This is a genomic window from Lentzea chajnantorensis, from assembly GCF_054300775.1.
The window spans coordinates 2,131,287-2,146,406 of the sequence record NZ_JBSDZT010000002.1 but is presented as its reverse complement, the minus strand read 5'-3'; the positions used below and the strand labels follow the sequence as shown (position 1 = coordinate 2,146,406).

Genomic DNA, 15,120 nt, shown 5'->3' with positions numbered 1-15,120 from the left:
GCTGTCACTCCTCGTGAGAGACGACGGTGGCCAGCACCTGGTCGAGTGCGACCTGCTGACCTGCTTGCACGTTCACCTCGGCGAGCACGCCGTCGACCGGTGCGGTGACGGTGTGCTCCATCTTCATGGCCTCGACCACGAACAACGCTTGACCGGCGGTCACGTCCTCGCCCTGCTGCGCGCGGACCACCAGCACGGTGCCGGGCATCGGCGACTTCACCGGACCCCCGGAGGCCGCCGCGCCACCGGACGCGCCGACCAGGAACTCGGCCTCGGTCAACGCCCAGGACGCGCCGTCGTGGCCCAGCCACAGCACGTCGCCGTCACGGGCGACCGCGTACCGGCGCGACCCGACGAGCAGGTCGCCGCCCTCCCGGCGAGCACGGGCCCTGACCGGTTCTCCGGCGCCCACGACGACCTCGTCACCGCGCACCCGCACGTCGACGTCGTTGATCCGCCACGTCGTCCACGCGTGCTCACCGACGCGCCAGCCGGACAGCTGGTCCCACGGGTCGTCGCCACGCGGGTCGAGCGAGCGCTCCAGGCCGGCCGCCACGTACACGTCGTCCGGGACGTCCTGCGACGTCAACGCGTCCAGCTTGCGTTCGACCAGGCCGGTGTCCAGCGCGCCGGAACGGACGTCGGGATCACGCAGCAGTGCCCGCAGGAACGGGATGTTCGTCGTGACGCCGAGCAGCACCACCTGCCCCAGCGCGTGGTCCAGGCGCCGCAACGCCTCTTCGCGCGTGCGGCCGTGCGCGATCACCTTGGCGAGCATCGGGTCGTAGTCCGAGCCGACGACAAGTCCCTCGTACAGCCCGGAGTCGACGCGCACGGACGTGGGTTCGCGCAACGCCAGCACCCGGCCACCGGTCGGCAGGAAGCCGCGCGCCGGGTCCTCCGCGTAGACGCGCGCTTCGACCGAGTGGCCGCGCATCTCGACGTCGAGGTCCAGCACCTCACCGGAGGCGACCCGGAGCTGCCACTCGACCAGGTCGACGCCCGTGACCTCCTCGGTCACCGGGTGCTCGACCTGCAGCCGGGTGTTCATCTCCATGAAGTAGTAGTCGCCGGTCGCACCGTCCACGATGAACTCGACGGTGCCCGCGCCGACGTAACCGCAGGACTTCGCCGCGTCGACCGCCGCGGCGCCCATCGCCTCGCGCACCTCGGGTGTGAGGAACGGTGACGGCGCCTCCTCGATGATCTTCTGGTGCCGCCGCTGGAGGCTGCACTCGCGCTCACCGAGGTGGATCACGTTGCCGTGCGTGTCGGCGAGGACCTGGATCTCGATGTGCCGCGGGTTCGTGACGAACCGCTCGATCAGCAGCGTGTCGTCGCCGAACGACCCGCGCGCCTCCCGCCGGGCCGACTCGATCGCCTCGCGCAGCGCGGACTCCTCGTGCACGAGCCGCATGCCCTTGCCGCCACCGCCCGCGGAGGGCTTGAGCAGCACCGGGAAGCCGATCTCCACCGCCGCGTCGACGATCTCGTCGTCCGACATGCCCTCGCGGGTGCGGCCCGGCACGACGGGAACCCCCGCCGCCGACACCGTGAGCTTCGCGCGGATCTTGTCACCCATCGCGTCGATGGCCGCCGCGGGCGGTCCGACGAACACTATTCCGGCGTCGTCGCAGGCTTTCGCGAACGCCGTGTTCTCGGCGAGGAAGCCGTAGCCGGGGTGGATCGCCTGCGCGCCGGTGGACACGGCGGCCTGGACGATCTTCTCGATGGACAGGTAGCTCTCACGGGCCGCCGCGGGCCCGATCCGCACGGCCTCGTCGGCCAGGCGGACGTGCAGCGCGTCGGCGTCCGCGTCGGAGTACACGGCGACGGAACGGATTCCGAGCGCCTTGAGCGCACGGATCACCCTGACCGCGATCTCCCCGCGGTTCGCCACCAGAACGCTGTCGAACATGATCACATCCGGAAGACGCCGTAGGAAACATCGTCGATGGGGGCGTTGGCCGCGCTGGACAACGCGAGGCCGAGCACCGTGCGGGTGTCCCGCGGGTCGATCACGCCGTCGTCCCACAGCCGCGCGGTCGAGTAGTACGGGTTGCCCTGGTCCTCGTACTGCTGGCGGATCGGCGCCTTGAACGCCTCCTCGTCCTCGGCGGACCACTCGTCACCGAGCTGGTCGCGCCGGACGGTCGCGAGCACCGAGGCCGCCTGTTCACCGCCCATCACGGAGATCCGCGCGTTCGGCCACATCCACAGGAACCGCGGCGAGTACGCCCGGCCGCACATCGAGTAGTTGCCGGCGCCGAACGAGCCACCGATGATCACGGTGAACTTCGGGACCCGCGCGCACGCCACCGCGGTCACCATCTTGGCGCCGTGCTTGGCGATGCCGCCGGCCTCGTACTCGCGGCCGACCATGAACCCGGTGATGTTCTGCAGGAACACCAGCGGGATGGACCGCTTGTCGCACAGCTGGATGAAGTGCGCGCCCTTGACGGCGGACTCGCCGAACAGGATGCCGTTGTTCGCGACGATGCCGACCGGGTGGCCGTGGATGCGCGCGAACCCGGTGACGAGCGTGGCGCCGTACTCCTTCTTGAACTCCTGGAACTTCGACCCGTCGACGATCCGCGCGATCACCTCGCGCACGTCGTAGGGCGTCCGGGAGTCGGTCGGCACGACGCCGTACAGGTCGTCCGGGTTGACCTTCGGCGCTTCGACCTGGGCGACGTCCCAGGGCCGTCGGGCGCGCGGGCCGAGCGTGGAGATGATCGAGCGGACCATCCGCAGCGCGTGCGCGTCGTTCTCGGCCAGGTGGTCGGTGACGCCGGACGTGCGCGAGTGCAGGTCGCCGCCGCCGAGGTCCTCGGCGCTCACGACCTCACCGGTCGCGGCCTTCACCAGCGGCGGGCCGCCGAGGAAGATCGTGCCCTGGTTGCGGACGATGACCGCCTCGTCGGACATCGCCGGCACGTACGCGCCGCCGGCGGTGCACGAGCCCAGGACCGCGGCGACCTGCGGGATGCCCTTCGCGGACATCGTGGCCTGGTTGTAGAAGATGCGGCCGAAGTGCTCGCGGTCGGGGAACACGTCGTCCTGCTTCGGCAGGAACGCGCCGCCGGAGTCGACCAGGTAGATGCACGGCAGGTTGTTCTGCAGCGCGACTTCCTGCGCGCGCAGGTGCTTCTTGACCGTGACCGGGTAGTAGGTGCCGCCCTTGACCGTGGCGTCGTTGGCGACGATCACGCACTCGCGCCCGGACACCCGCCCGACGCCGGTGATGATGCCCGCGGCCGGGGCCTCGTCGCCGTACATGCCGTTCGCGGCCAGCGGCGACAGCTCCAGGAACGGCGAGCCGGGGTCGACCAGCGTGTCCACGCGCTCGCGCGGCAACAGCTTGCCGCGGTCGACGTGGCGCTGCCGCGCCTTCTCGGGCCCGCCTCGCGCGGCGGTGGCCAGCTTGCTCCGCAGCTCCTCGACGAGCGCGGTGTGCTCCTTGGCGTAGCGGTCCGATGGCTCGGCTGCGCTGCGCAGGACCGGTGCGTCCATGCTCCCCAGACCTCAGGTTAGCGGGCGTTAACAAGGCCATGTTAACGCCCGCTCACCTGGCGGTCCACCAGTGCCGCTCGAGAGCACCCAGGTCGCAGGTCAAGGTGCTCTTACGACACTCCCACGCACCGGAACTCCGTCAGCCGATGACCGACCGCAGAGCGGGCAGGTATCCGCTCGCGTGACCGGCCCGGTTCGGGTGGTAGGACTCCTCGACCGGCCAGCTCAGGCTGTTGAGCCACCAGCTCGACGAGCAGATCTCGTGCCCGGTGAACGCCCCGCGCACGTCGACGTAGCTGAACCCGGCCGCGGCGGCCCGTGCGCTGATCGTCGCGTGCAGCGCGTCGGAACCGGAGTTGATGGCGGCGCGCTTGGTGTCGCTCAGGCCGACGTTGCAGGTGCCGGGCACCTTGTACATGCGCGGGTAGCCGAGGACGACGACGCGCGCGGACGGGGACTTCGAGCGGATGGTGCCGTAGACGTTGGTGAGAAGGCCGGGAAGCGTGTTCGCGGCGTAGGCCTTGGCCGTGTTCACCCGGTTGATGCAGTCGTTGTCGGAGCCGAACGTGCAGGTGGTGATGACATCGGTGAAGCCGGCGTCGTTGCCGCCGACCTGCACGGTGACCAGGTTGGTGGCCGAGGTGACGGCCGCCGCCTGGGTGACGACGTCGCCCGTCCGGGCGCCGGAGCAGGCCACCGAGCGGAACGACGCCGGTGCTGCCGCGGCGGCCCACAGTGCCGGGTAGGCGAGCGGGCCGCGCTTGCAGCTGCCGCTCGTGCCGTCGTAGCTGCCGGTGCCGAGGCCGGAGGCGTAGGAGTCGCCGAGCGCCACGTAGTTGACGGCGGCGGCGCTCGCGGGGTTCGCGAGCGCGATGACTGCCGCGGCGGCGGTGACCACCGAGGCGATGAGGTGAGCAGGACGCATCGAAGACTCCCGAAGGGGCCGCAGGGGTGTGATGCAGTGCACGGCCATGGTTACTTACGAGTAAGACCCGTGTGAAGCATTGGTCAATAGTCAACGACTGGGGCTTGCGGCTGCGAAAATTTCACCCATCAGATTGAAAGTGAACGACTGCTAACCTTCCGGCGTGGCCGAGAAACCCTCACGTCGGGACCAGATCCTCACCGCCGCCGCGGAACTGTTCGCGCGGCACGGCTTCCACGGCGTGGGCATCGACGACATCGGCGCGGCGGTCGGCATCTCCGGGCCCGCGCTGTACCGGCACTTCCGCAGCAAGGACGCGATGCTCGGCGAGATGCTGACGTCGATCTCGGAACGCCTGCTCGACGGCGGTCAATCGCGGGTCGACGCGGCGTCGGACGCCGACGAGGCGTTGCGCGAGCTGGTCGGCTGGCACGTCGACTTCGCGCTCGACGACCCGGCGCTCATCACCGTGCAGATGCGCAACCTCGCCAACCTCACCGACCCGGACCGCCGGCGGGTGCGCGCCCTGCAGCGCCGCTACGTCGAGGTGTGGGTGGAGACGATCCGCCGAACCGTGCCGGAGTTCGACGAACCGACCGCGCGAGCCGCGGCGCACGCGGTGTTCGGGCTGATCAACTCGACGCCGCACAGCGCTCACCTCGACCGCGACCAGATGGCGGCCCTGCTGACGCGCATGGCCCTCGCCTCGCTCACCCCAGCCGCGGTCTCCTCCTGACCCCTCACCGAGAGTCACCCCCACCCCCTTGCTTTCCGCACGCGGGGGCCTTTCGTCCTTTCCTGGAGTACGAAAGCTCCCCGCGTGCGCAAAAGTGAGGCTGGTGGGGCACGTGTGGGTGAAGGCGGCTAGTTGTCGGTGGGTGGCGGACTGGCGATCAGCCGAGACCGTTCCGTAACCTGGCGCGACCATGGGTGCCCGTCAGCTCCTCCTCCTCCGCCTTCCGGTCTGGTTCCGGTTCACGGTGATCACCCTCGCCGTGTTCGTCGTGGGGGTGGTCGCCTCACGACCCGCGACCGGCGACAACGGCACACCCAGCGGTGACGTGCTGGCGGCGGCCAAGGCGGTGCAGGCGTTCACCACGCCGTCGGCGACCCACGACCCGCAGCTCGGCCTGCCCGCCGACTTCGCGGCGGAGATCGTGCGCGACCCCAAGACCGTGCGGGCGCCGGACGGGACGTTGCGCGTGGTCGACGTCGCCGGCGGGTGCTCCGGGCCGGCCGGTGACACGGAGTGGGACTTCAGCGTCGCGTGCCGTGCGCACGACATGGGCTACGACCTGCTGCGGTACGCCGAACGCAAGGGCCACGCGCTGGGACCGCAGGCCCGCAGGGGGCTCGACGACCGGCTCGCGGCGGACCTGCACCTGCAGTGCGAGCTGAACCCGCGCGGGGCCCGGCACACCTGCCACGCGGTCGCCAAGACCTACGCGCTGGGGCTGCAGTTCAACTCGTGGCGGCAGCGCTGGGGACCACCGGGGCACGAACCGGTCGTGGCGTGGGCGTTCGGCAGCGCGGTCGTGGTGTTCCTGCTGCTGGCCCGGCTGCACCGGCCACGCCGCGAGGAGGTCGCGGTCACCACCCGCGTCGAGCAGGACCGGTACGCGACGTTCCTGCGGTTGTTCAGCCTCGCGTTGCTGGTGCTCGGCGAAACCGTTGCCACGGTGGCACATCTGCGCGGTTCCGGCACGTCGTGGCTGTGGGCGTTGCAGGCGGTGCCGTTGTTCTTCTTCGCGGGCGGGCACGCGAACCTGCGCAGCTGGCAGGCCCACCAGGGCGGGTTCGGGTGCTGGGTGTCGAGCCGGACGTCGTGGCTGCTGCGGCCGGTGCTCGGGTTCGTGCTGCTGTGGGTGGTGCTGTTCACCGCGCTGAACCTGCTGGACGTCCGGGTCGACGCGTACAGCCGGCTGATCACGCACCCGTTGTGGTTCCTCGGGGTCTACCTGCTCGCGGTGGCGGCGACACCGGCCGCGGCCTGGCTGCACCGCCACCACCGCCGCGCCACGCCGGTCGTCCTCGCGCTGCTCACGCTGGCGGTCGAGGTCGCGCGCACGTCCACGGACTGGCGGACCGGCGGGTACGCGAACCTGGTCGTCGGCGCGCTGCTGATGCAGCAGGCCGGGTTCTTCTACGCCGACGGCACGGTGCAGCGCATCCCGCGCAAGGTGCTCGCGGCGCTGGGCGCGGTCACCCTGCCGGCGCTGGTGTTCTTCAGCGACTACCCGCGGTCGACGCTGGTGCTCGGGGTCGCGCAGGTCTGCCTCGCGCTGCTGGCCCGCGGGCACGTGTCGGCGTGGCTCGAGGGCCGGGCCTGGCACGTCGTGAGCTTCGCGCGGCGGGCACCGATGACCGTCTACCTGGCGTACCTGGCCGGGGTCGGCGCGGTCGTGGGACTGCTCGGCCTCACGGCGGCGCCGAGCTGGTTCGCGGGGCTGTTGCTGCCGCTGACGTTGCTGTTCCACCGGTTCGAGCGCAAGGGGGTCCGGTTCCCGCGGCTCGCGCACGAGTCGCACCGGACCCGGCTCGCCACGGCGCTGGGCGTGAGCTTCGGGACGCTCGGGGTGCTCGGGTTCGTCGTGGCCGGGTTCCTCGGCGCCGGGGTGCTGGTGCTGCTGCCGGTCGACCCGCTGCAGAACGTCCTGCACCTGCTGCTCGGCTGGTACCTGATCCACACCGCCCGCACCGGCAGCTGCGACACCCGGTTGCCGTGGCTGCTCACGGCACTGGCGTGTGTGCCACCACTGCTGGCGTTGCAGCCGGCACCGCAGGTCGTGGTGCTGCACGCCGTGGCGATCGGGTGCGCAGTGCTCGCAGCCATCCCCAGGTCACGGCCGCGCACACCGGCAGCCACAGCAGCCGCTGCCACACCCAGCCCGGACCTGGTTCCTGCTGCAGTCCCGGCAGCGGCCCCCACGCGCTGAACACCAGCGACACCGTGACGAGCGCGCTCTGGTGCACCAGCAGGACGCCGAGCGCGGTGCGGCTCAGCCAGTCATCACGCGGAACCTGCTTGCGCAGCAACGGTTTCACGACCAGGTAGGCGCCGACGAACCACAGCGGCTCCACCACCAGGACGGCGACGTTGCAGGCGGTGCCCTGGTCGACGCCGCGCAGCGCGAGTCCGAAGAGGACGGCCGCCCAGCAGCCGAGCAGCACCAGCACCTGCCCCACCAGCCGCCGCACCGGCACGGCCGCACCGGCCACGACCACCGGCAGCACCAAGGCGTTCAGCACCAGGCCGAACCAGAACGGCCGCTGCGGGCCCGGCACCATCCCGGCCGGCGTGTCGACCAGGGTGGTCGTGAGCCAATGGCCCGCCACGACCGCGCACAACGCGGTGCCCACGAGGACGTTCCTGGTCACGGCTGCTCCCCCACGGCGATGCGGGCCAGCGCGGCCAGCGTGTCGGTGCCCGGTTCGTAGTAGCTCGCGTGGGTGCCGCCGGGGAACCGCAGCACGGTGGCGCCGAAGCGGGCCGACACCGGGTCGGTGCCGTGCCCGAGGTCGAACAGCCGCAGGCCGGGGATGAACCGCGCCCAGTCACCGGCGTTGCGCAGCGCCCACACCTTGGCCTTCGTCCGCAGCTCGGCGACCGATGCCGCCCGCACGCCGGGGCTGCCGTTGAACACGATGTCGGCGACGTCGAGCTCGGGTGCCGCGAGTGCGACGACCACCGAGCCGTAGCTGTGGCCGAAGATGCGGATGCGCGCGTTGGTCTGCAACGCGCGCACGAAGTCGACGAGGGCGGCCGCACCCGCTCTGGCGAGCCGGCCGGTCGCCGCGTCCACGCCGAGGCCCTGCGGCGTCGCGTAGCCGAGCCAGGCGATCACCGCGAGGTCGTCGCGGCCCACGGCCTCGTACAGGTCGGTGGCGTTCTTGCCGACGGTCCGGTCGAACCGGTCGACGTCCACGTCGGACCCCGGAACGATGACCACGACGTCGCGGGCGGTGCTCAGGTCGCCGACGACGGCGACCCGGCGTGCGGCGTCGGAGCGCCACTCGCCCATCGACGGCGCGACGGACGGCAGCACGATCAGCACGAGGACCAGCAGGGTTCGGCGCATGACCGGAAAGCTAGGGAGGCGACCCGCCCGTGATCATCACGCTGACGTGCTGTTCTCCGGTGCTACCCCGGTACCACGAGCCCGCTCTCGTAGGCCGCGATGACCGCCTGCGCCCGGTCGCGCAGACCGAGTTTCGTGAGCACCCGGCTCACGTGCGTCTTGACCGTCTGCTCGGCCAGCACGAGGTTCGCGGCGATCTCGGCGTTGGACAGGCCCTGCGCGACCAGCACGAGGATCTCGGTCTCGCGCTCGGTCAGCGCCGCGAGCTGCGCAGGCCGGACGCGTTCGCTGCGGCGGGCCTTCACGAAGTCCTCGATCAGGCGTTTCGTGATCGAGGGCGCCAGCAGCGCCTCACCGGCGGCCACGACGCGCACGGCGTTCAGCAGCTCACGGGCGGGCGCGTGCTTGAGCAGGAACCCGCTCGCACCGGACTGCAACGCCTCGTACACGTAGTCGTCGAGGTCGAACGTGGTCAGCACGAGCACTTTGGACTCGCTGCCGCCGTCGATCAGGAGCCGGGTGGCGTGCAGACCGTCCATCTCGGGCATGCGGATGTCCATCAGCACGACGTCCGGTTCCGTGCGGCGGGCCAGCGCGACGCCCTCCACGCCGTTGCCCGCCGAGCCGATCACCTCGATGTCCTCCTGAGCGTCGAGCAGCGCGGAGAACCCCTCGCGCACCATCTCCTGGTCGTCCACCACGACCACCCTGATCACTTGTCCCCCAACGGAATCCGCGCCCGCACCAGGAAGCCGCCGTCCTCGGTCGACTTCACGGTCAACGTGCCGCCATGAACCGCCACACGCTCGTGCATGCCTATCAGGCCCTGACCGCTGCCACCGCCCCTGGACGGTCCACCCGCGGTGTTGCGCACCAGCACGTCCAGCTGGCCATCTCGCTTGTGGACGTGCACGGACGCCTTCGAACCGGGCGCGTGCCTGGTCGCGTTCGTGAGCGCCTCCTGCACGATCCGGTACGCGGTCAGCCCGACCGCCTCCGGCACGTCGTCCACGTCGACCTCGGCCTCGTCACCGGGCCGTGCCAGCTCGGGGATGCGGCTGATGCCCGGCTGCGGCTCCTTCGCCGGCGTCTCGCCGTTCGCCCTGAGCACGCCCAGCAGCCGTTGCATGTCGGTGATGGCCTCCCGCGCGGCCTGCCCGACCTCCTCGAACTCCTTCTGCGCGGCCTCGTTCAGCCCCGGCAGGCGGTAGGGCGCGGTCTCGCACCGGACGACCACCATCGACATGTGGTGCGCCACGACGTCGTGCATCTCCCTCGCGATGCGCGCGCGTTCCTCCAGCGCCGCCTTCTCGCCGCGTTGTTCCTCCAGCTCGCGCTCGACCCGGCCGCGCGCGCCGAACAGGTAGATCACGCCGGTGATGACCGGCACGGCCATGATCGCGTCGTGGTGCTGCGACTCGGAGAAGCCGACCACGGCCATGGTGAGCACGGTGGCGGTCAGGGTGACCCCGCCCGAGTAGAACGCGGCCACGCCCGCCACCAGCGGCAGCAGGGTCCAGTACTGGAAGTCCGCGACACCGGTCCAGCTGATCAGCGAGGCGACCGGGTACAGCGCGAGGGCGGCCACCCGCCAGGCGTAGAGCGGCGACCAGATCAGCAGCACGTACGGCAGGAACACCGACGCGAACAGGGCTGGCCACCAGCCGTCCGGATCTTGCAGCGAGACGAACCGGGCGGAGCCGACGATGGCGAACACCAGCGCGTAGACCAGCAGCGCGGCGTGGAACGGCTTGCGGAACCGCCCCAGTGCCCGTTCGAGCACGCGGGTGCGGTCGACGCCCAGCAGGGTCCAGTACAACGTGCGGAACACCACCCGAGACTAGGTGCACGCCCTCATCCGCACATTGACCTGCGGAGTGACATACCCCGGTAGCACTCTGATCAAGATGGGGCATTGCGATTGTGTTGGGCCGCCGGTAGGCAGTACCTGTGAGACCACCACAGGACCCGGATCGCTGGGCGCGGCTGACCGCCGTGGCCGGCGAGGCGCTGGCGGCTGCCAGGGCCGGTGAGGACGCTGTGGCGGTGGACCTCGTGACCGGCTATCTCAGCGGGTCGCCCGAGGGCAACGAGGAGATCCGCGAGCTCGTGCTGCTGCTGTTCGCCGAGTGCAGCTCGATGGTCGGTTCGCTCGGCTCCGGCGGCGCGACACCGGTGAAGATGCAGGTCTTCGACGAGGAGGGCCGTGAGGTCCAGATCGACGACGCCGACCCGCCGGTCCGCACGGCCATCCGCGCGTTGCTGGCCGAGGTGCACGGCGACCAGGACGCGGCCTCCGAGCAGATCGAGATCGCCCTGGCCAACGGCCAGCCGCAGGAGCTCGCGACCGTGGTGCTGCAAGCCCTGCGGTGGACGTTGAAGCTGGCGATCGAGTGCGAGACGCGCGACCTGCCCGTCGCGACCTGGATCACCGCGTCACTGGACGACCAGCCCTGACGTGCAGCACGGCGTCCACCCCGTCGAGCAGGTGCTGGTCGACGGGGAAGTAGCCCATCTCCAGCTTCGTGTCGGTGCGCACGGTCCCGGTCGGCTTCTCAGCGAGCCCCCAGGTGGTGAAACGGTCCTGCAGAGACCCTTCGAAGGTGCCTTCGTCCGGTTCACCGAGCCCGAAGCTGTCGTTGCGGCCGAGGGTGCCCGCGATGACCGTGTACTGGTCGCCGAGGATCGGGGCGACGAGCGCGCCGGCGGAGGACCACTCGATGCGCTCGCCGCCCATCTCCATCGAGCTGTTCGTGCGTTGCAGGTGGGCGTTGTGCATGAACACGAACGTCGGCCCGCGGCTCGCCTCGATCCGGCGGATCTCCAGCAGGTTGCGGGCCATCACGCCGTCGCGCAGCTGGCAGAGGCGGTTCAGGCGCACGCCGAGCGGGTTCGGCTCCGCGCACTCCCGGTGGTAGCGCAGGAGGCTCAGCGCGGCGCTCAGGTGGGTCTCCGCCCGCTCCCAGCCCTCGTCGCGCGGCCGGGCGTGCAACCGCGCAAGCATCTCCTGCCCGATCGCGCGGAACCGGACGGCCTCTTCGGACTGTCCGGGTGACTTCGTCACGTCCAGGACGGCCTCGTCGCGGCTCCACTTCTCGTCGTCGGTGCTCAGGTCGACGTCGAGGCCGAGGTAGTCGCGGGCGTGTTCGAGGTACGGGCGCGGGCTGGGCGCGCTGGTGGTCTCGGTCTGGAAGTCGGCGCCGTGGAACGCGAGCTGCTCGGCGGCCGGCCGGTCCCGGTTGTACTCGCGCATCCAGGCGACCAGCTCGCGGTTGGCGGGCCACTGGCCGAAGCGGTGGCTGAAGCCCTCCTCCAGCACCGTGTCGAGGTCACCGGGGCCGCCCTTGACGTAGTCGTCGACCAGCAGGCCCCTGACCCGGCAGGTCTCCAGCGCGATCGAGCGGAAGCCCGCGGCGGCCAGCTGCTCGAACAGCTCGTTGCGGATCCACGTGTGGGCGTGTTCGAGGTGGGTCGGTTCGCCGAAGGCGAGGAGCTCGGTGAAGGGGTGGAGGAACTCGCGGATGTCCTGGCTCATGTGGCTCAATCGTATCTTTGAAACCTCCGTTGAGACTTTTCCGCCATAGTCGCTGTAGGCAGGCGTTAAAGTCTCAACCGTGCGTCCAGCCGACCTAGCACGTGAACACGGCCTGTCGACGCAGGCGGTGCGCAACTACGAGCGGGACGGGTTCATCCCGGCCGCCGACCGCACCGAGTCCGGTTACCGCGTCTACACCGAGGTGCACGCGTCGGCGTTGAGGGCGTTCATCGCGCTGATACCCGCGTTCGGGCACGCGGTGGCGGGGCAGATCATGAACGCGGTGCACGCCGGGTCCGTCGAAGACATGCTGGTGACCATCGACCGCGGCCACCACCGGCTGCTGCGCGACCGCGAGACGCTCGACTCGGTGAGCCGCGCGGTCGCCGACCTGACCGAGGTGGAACCGGTCGTGGTGCCGCACTCGATCGGCGAGCTCGCGCGCCGGCTCGGCGTCACCCCGGCGACGCTGCGGGCGTGGGAGGAGGCGGGTGTCCTCGCGCCCGAACGCGCGGCGACCGGCTACCGGGTGTTCTCCGCCGCCGACGTCCGCGACGCCGAGCTGGCGCACCTGCTGCGCCGCGGCGGCTACCCGCTGGCGCGGATCGCGGTGGTGGTGCAGCAGGTCCGCACGGCGGGCGGCACCGAGACGCTGACCGCCGCGCTGGCCGACTGGCGGCGCAGGCTGACCGCGCGGGGGCTGGCGGTGCTCGCCGCCTCCGCGCGGCTCAACGACTACCTGAGTGCGCGGGCAGCAGCTCGCTGACCAGCGCCCCGACCTGCTCGCTCTCGATCAGGAACGCGTCGTGCCCGTACGGCGAGGTGATCACCCGCAGGTCGTCGGCGCCGGGGATGCCCGCCGCCAGCTCCTGCTGCTGCCCCAACGGGTACAGCCGGTCGGAGTCCACTCCGGCCACCGGCGTCCGCGCCGTCACCCTGCGCAGCGCGGCCCGCACACCACCGCGGTCGCGGCCCACGTCGTGCGAGTTCATCGCCTCGGTGAGCGTGACGTAGCTGGCGGCGTCGAACCGCCGGGCGAGCTTGGCCGCGTGGTGGTCCAAATAGGACTCGACCTCGAACCGGCCGTCCTCCTGCACCTGCCGGCCGAACCGCGCCTGCAGCTCCTGCTCGCTGCGGTAGCTGATGTGCGCGATCCGCCGTGCCACACCGAGACCTTCCAGCGGGTCGGCCCTGATCGCGTGCAGCTGCGCCGACGCGAGCGCGATCTGCTCCGCGGACGCGGCCGCCGTCGTGGCCAGCAGGAGCAGCGACTCCACCCGCTCCGGCTCGCTCACGGCCCACTCGACCGCCCGCATGCCGCCCATCGACCCGCCGAGCACCGCGGCCCACCGCTCGATGCCCAGGTCGTCGGCCAGGAGCACCTCCGCCGCGACCTGGTCGCGGATGGTGAGCGAGGGGAACACCGGGTGCTGCCACGGCCCGGTGCTGCCCTGGCACCCGCCGAGCACGTTGGGCGCCACCACGAAGCACCCGTCCAGCGGCCCGGGACCGACGAGCGCGTCCCACCAGCCCGGCGTGGGGTGACCCGGCTCCACGCCCCCGGCGACGTGGCTGTCACCGGTGAGGGCGTGGAGCACGAGCACCGCGTTGGAGGCCTCCGCGTTCAAGGTCCCCCACGTCTCGTACGCGAGCTGGAAACCCGGCAACCCGGCGAACGGTTCGGTGTGGCTGAACCACTTCCGCCGCCCGTTCGGGTCGCCGAAGCGCCAGCCGCCCACTACAACTCGGACTTCGCCGCGGTGAAGCCCGCCTCCAGGTCGGCCTTGAGGTCCTCCAGGCCCTCCAGGCCGACGCTCAGCCGCACCAGCCCCGGCGTGACGCCCGCGACGAGCTGCTCCTCCGGCGTGAGCTGGCTGTGCGTCGTGGAGGCCGGGTGCACGATCAGCGACCGCACGTCACCGATGTTGACCAGCTGGCTGAACAACGACGTCCCGTCCACGAACGCCCGGCCCGCCTCGACGCCGCCGCGCAGCTCGAAGCTCACCACCGCGCCGGCACCCCCGGGCAGGTACTTCTGCGCGTTGGCGTGGAACGGCGACGACGGCAGGCCCGCGTAGTGGACCTTCGCCACCTCGTCGCGCCCCTCCAGCCACTCGGCAAGCGCTTGCGCGTTCTGGACGTGCCGCTCGACGCGCAGCGACAGCGTCTCGATGCCCTGGATCACCAGGAAGCTCGTCAGCGGGGCGATGGCCGCTCCGGTGTCGCGCAGCCCCTGCACCCGCAGCTTCGCCGCGAACGCGCCGTGCCCGAGCGCCGGCCAGTACCGCAGACCGTGGTAGCTGGGGTCCGGCTCGTGGAAGTCGGGGAACTTCTCCGGCCCGTACTCGAACTTCCCGCCGTCGACCACGACGCCGGCGATGGCCGTGCCGTGCCCGCCCAGGTACTTGGTCGCGGAGTGGACGACGATGTCGGCGCCGTGCTCCAGCGGCTTGAGCAGGTACGGCGTGGGCACGGTGTTGTCGACGACGAGCGGGATGCCGTTCTCGTGCGCGACCGCGGCGACGCCCTCGATGTCGAGCACGTGGCTGCGCGGGTTGGCCAGCGACTCGCCGAACAGCAGCTTGGTGTTCGGCTGGACCTTCGCCCGCCACTCGTCGAGGTCGTCCGGGTCCTGCACGAACGACACCTCGATGCCCAGCTTGGGCAGCGTGTAGCGGAACAGGTTGTACGTGCCGCCGTAGAGCGACGCGCTGGACACGAGGTGGTCGCCGGCCTTGGCGAGGTTGAGGATGGCGGCGGTCTCCGCGGCCTGCCCCGAGGCGAACGCGACGGCCGCGACCCCGCCTTCGAGCGCGGCGACGCGCTGCTCCAGCACGTCCTGCGTGGGGTTGTTGATGCGCGTGTAGATGTTGCCGGGCTCAGCGAGTGCGAACAGGTCCGCCCCGTGCTGCGTGTCCCGGAAGACGTAGGAGGTGGTCTGGTAGATCGGCGTGGCGCGCGCACCGGTCGCCGGGTCGGGCGCTGCGCCCGCGTGGATCTGCGTCGTCTCAAAGGACCAGGACATGGCTGTGCTCCGAAAGAGTGTTGACGGGGGTCGGGATCAACGG

13 protein-coding genes are annotated in these 15,120 nt (G+C 71.1%); 4 read left to right on the top strand and 9 right to left on the bottom strand.

The genetic code is table 11. The features are described 5' to 3' along the window. Positions 1–4: 4 nt before the first annotated feature. The 3 genes from ACVDFE_RS11435 to ACVDFE_RS11425 form a co-directional block, all read right to left on the bottom strand. The gene (locus ACVDFE_RS11435) at positions 5–1,918 is read right to left on the bottom strand and encodes an acetyl/propionyl/methylcrotonyl-CoA carboxylase subunit alpha (protein ID WP_458430406.1); all 1,914 of its coding nucleotides are present in this window, start codon (positions 1,916–1,918) and stop codon (positions 5–7) included. Between the two features lie 2 nt (positions 1,919–1,920). Next, positions 1,921–3,513 carry a carboxyl transferase domain-containing protein gene (locus tag ACVDFE_RS11430; RefSeq protein WP_458430405.1) on the bottom strand — a complete coding sequence of 531 codons (1,593 nt, stop codon included), beginning with the start codon at positions 3,511–3,513 and terminating at the stop codon, positions 1,921–1,923. 139 nt (positions 3,514–3,652) lie between these two features. Beyond that, positions 3,653–4,438: an SGNH/GDSL hydrolase family protein gene (locus ACVDFE_RS11425; RefSeq protein WP_458430404.1), complete on the bottom strand. Its 786-nt coding sequence runs from the start codon at positions 4,436–4,438 to the stop codon at positions 3,653–3,655. 163 nt (positions 4,439–4,601) lie between these two features. On the opposite strand from ACVDFE_RS11425, the gene ACVDFE_RS11420 reads away from it, so the two are divergent. Then, entirely contained in the window at positions 4,602–5,174 is a 573-nt protein-coding gene (locus ACVDFE_RS11420) for an SACE_7040 family transcriptional regulator (RefSeq protein WP_360395277.1), read from the top strand. A gap of 190 nt (positions 5,175–5,364) precedes the next feature. Beyond that, complete coding sequence (locus ACVDFE_RS11415) at positions 5,365–7,374, top strand: phospholipase A2 (protein ID WP_458430403.1); 2,010 nt, start codon at positions 5,365–5,367, stop codon at positions 7,372–7,374. Between the two features lie 438 nt (positions 7,375–7,812). Here the strand turns inward: ACVDFE_RS11415 and ACVDFE_RS11410 are convergent, their stop codons facing one another. From ACVDFE_RS11410 to ACVDFE_RS11400, 3 genes are all read right to left on the bottom strand, one after another. After that, entirely contained in the window at positions 7,813–8,517 is a 705-nt protein-coding gene (locus ACVDFE_RS11410; protein ID WP_458430402.1) for an alpha/beta hydrolase, read from the bottom strand. Between the two features lie 62 nt (positions 8,518–8,579). Next, on the bottom strand, positions 8,580–9,233 hold the full coding sequence (locus tag ACVDFE_RS11405) for a response regulator transcription factor (RefSeq protein WP_360395272.1): 654 nt from the start codon (positions 9,231–9,233) through the stop codon (positions 8,580–8,582). Further along, positions 9,230–10,348, bottom strand: coding sequence for a sensor histidine kinase (locus ACVDFE_RS11400; protein ID WP_360395270.1), 1,119 nt, complete (start codon positions 10,346–10,348; stop codon positions 9,230–9,232). The genes ACVDFE_RS11405 and ACVDFE_RS11400 overlap by 4 nt, the downstream gene beginning before the upstream one ends. Positions 10,349–10,467: 119 nt before the next feature. Here ACVDFE_RS11400 and ACVDFE_RS11395 point away from each other — a divergent pair, with 119 nt between their 5' ends. Further along, entirely contained in the window at positions 10,468–10,974 is a 507-nt protein-coding gene (locus ACVDFE_RS11395; RefSeq protein WP_360395269.1) for a hypothetical protein, read from the top strand. Here the strand turns inward: ACVDFE_RS11395 and ACVDFE_RS11390 are convergent. Beyond that, complete coding sequence (locus ACVDFE_RS11390; protein WP_458430401.1) at positions 10,946–12,052, bottom strand: erythromycin esterase family protein; 1,107 nt, start codon at positions 12,050–12,052, stop codon at positions 10,946–10,948. The genes ACVDFE_RS11395 and ACVDFE_RS11390 overlap by 29 nt on opposite strands. A gap of 79 nt (positions 12,053–12,131) precedes the next feature. Between ACVDFE_RS11390 and ACVDFE_RS11385 the strand changes: the two genes are divergently transcribed. After that, positions 12,132–12,818: a TioE family transcriptional regulator gene (locus ACVDFE_RS11385; protein ID WP_360395265.1), complete on the top strand. Its 687-nt coding sequence runs from the start codon at positions 12,132–12,134 to the stop codon at positions 12,816–12,818. Here ACVDFE_RS11385 and metX read toward each other — a convergent pair. Both metX and ACVDFE_RS11375 read right to left on the bottom strand, forming a co-directional pair. Further along, entirely contained in the window at positions 12,781–13,791 is a 1,011-nt protein-coding gene (metX, locus tag ACVDFE_RS11380) for a homoserine O-acetyltransferase MetX (protein ID WP_458430400.1), read from the bottom strand. The two genes, ACVDFE_RS11385 and metX, sit on opposite strands and share 38 nt — an antisense overlap. Then, a complete protein-coding gene (locus ACVDFE_RS11375; RefSeq protein WP_360395262.1) occupies positions 13,791–15,077 on the bottom strand; it encodes a bifunctional o-acetylhomoserine/o-acetylserine sulfhydrylase in 1,287 nt (428 codons plus the stop codon). The genes metX and ACVDFE_RS11375 overlap by 1 nt, the downstream gene beginning before the upstream one ends. Positions 15,078–15,120: the final 43 nt, after the last annotated feature.

What these genes read in the sequence shown, in the direction of transcription:
- ACVDFE_RS11435 (WP_458430406.1), bottom strand. Translation starts at nt 1,918, where the DNA reads ATGTTCGACAGCGTTCTGGTGGCGAACCGCGGGGAGATCGCGGTCAGG.
- ACVDFE_RS11430 (WP_458430405.1), bottom strand. Translation starts at nt 3,513, where the DNA reads ATGGACGCACCGGTCCTGCGCAGCGCAGCCGAGCCATCGGACCGCTAC.
- ACVDFE_RS11425 (WP_458430404.1), bottom strand. Translation starts at nt 4,438, where the DNA reads ATGCGTCCTGCTCACCTCATCGCCTCGGTGGTCACCGCCGCCGCGGCA.
- ACVDFE_RS11415 (WP_458430403.1), top strand. Translation starts at nt 5,365, where the DNA reads ATGGGTGCCCGTCAGCTCCTCCTCCTCCGCCTTCCGGTCTGGTTCCGG.
- ACVDFE_RS11410 (WP_458430402.1), bottom strand. Translation starts at nt 8,517, where the DNA reads ATGCGCCGAACCCTGCTGGTCCTCGTGCTGATCGTGCTGCCGTCCGTC.
- ACVDFE_RS11390 (WP_458430401.1), bottom strand. Translation starts at nt 12,052, where the DNA reads ATGAGCCAGGACATCCGCGAGTTCCTCCACCCCTTCACCGAGCTCCTC.
- ACVDFE_RS11375 (WP_360395262.1), bottom strand. Translation starts at nt 15,077, where the DNA reads ATGTCCTGGTCCTTTGAGACGACGCAGATCCACGCGGGCGCAGCGCCC.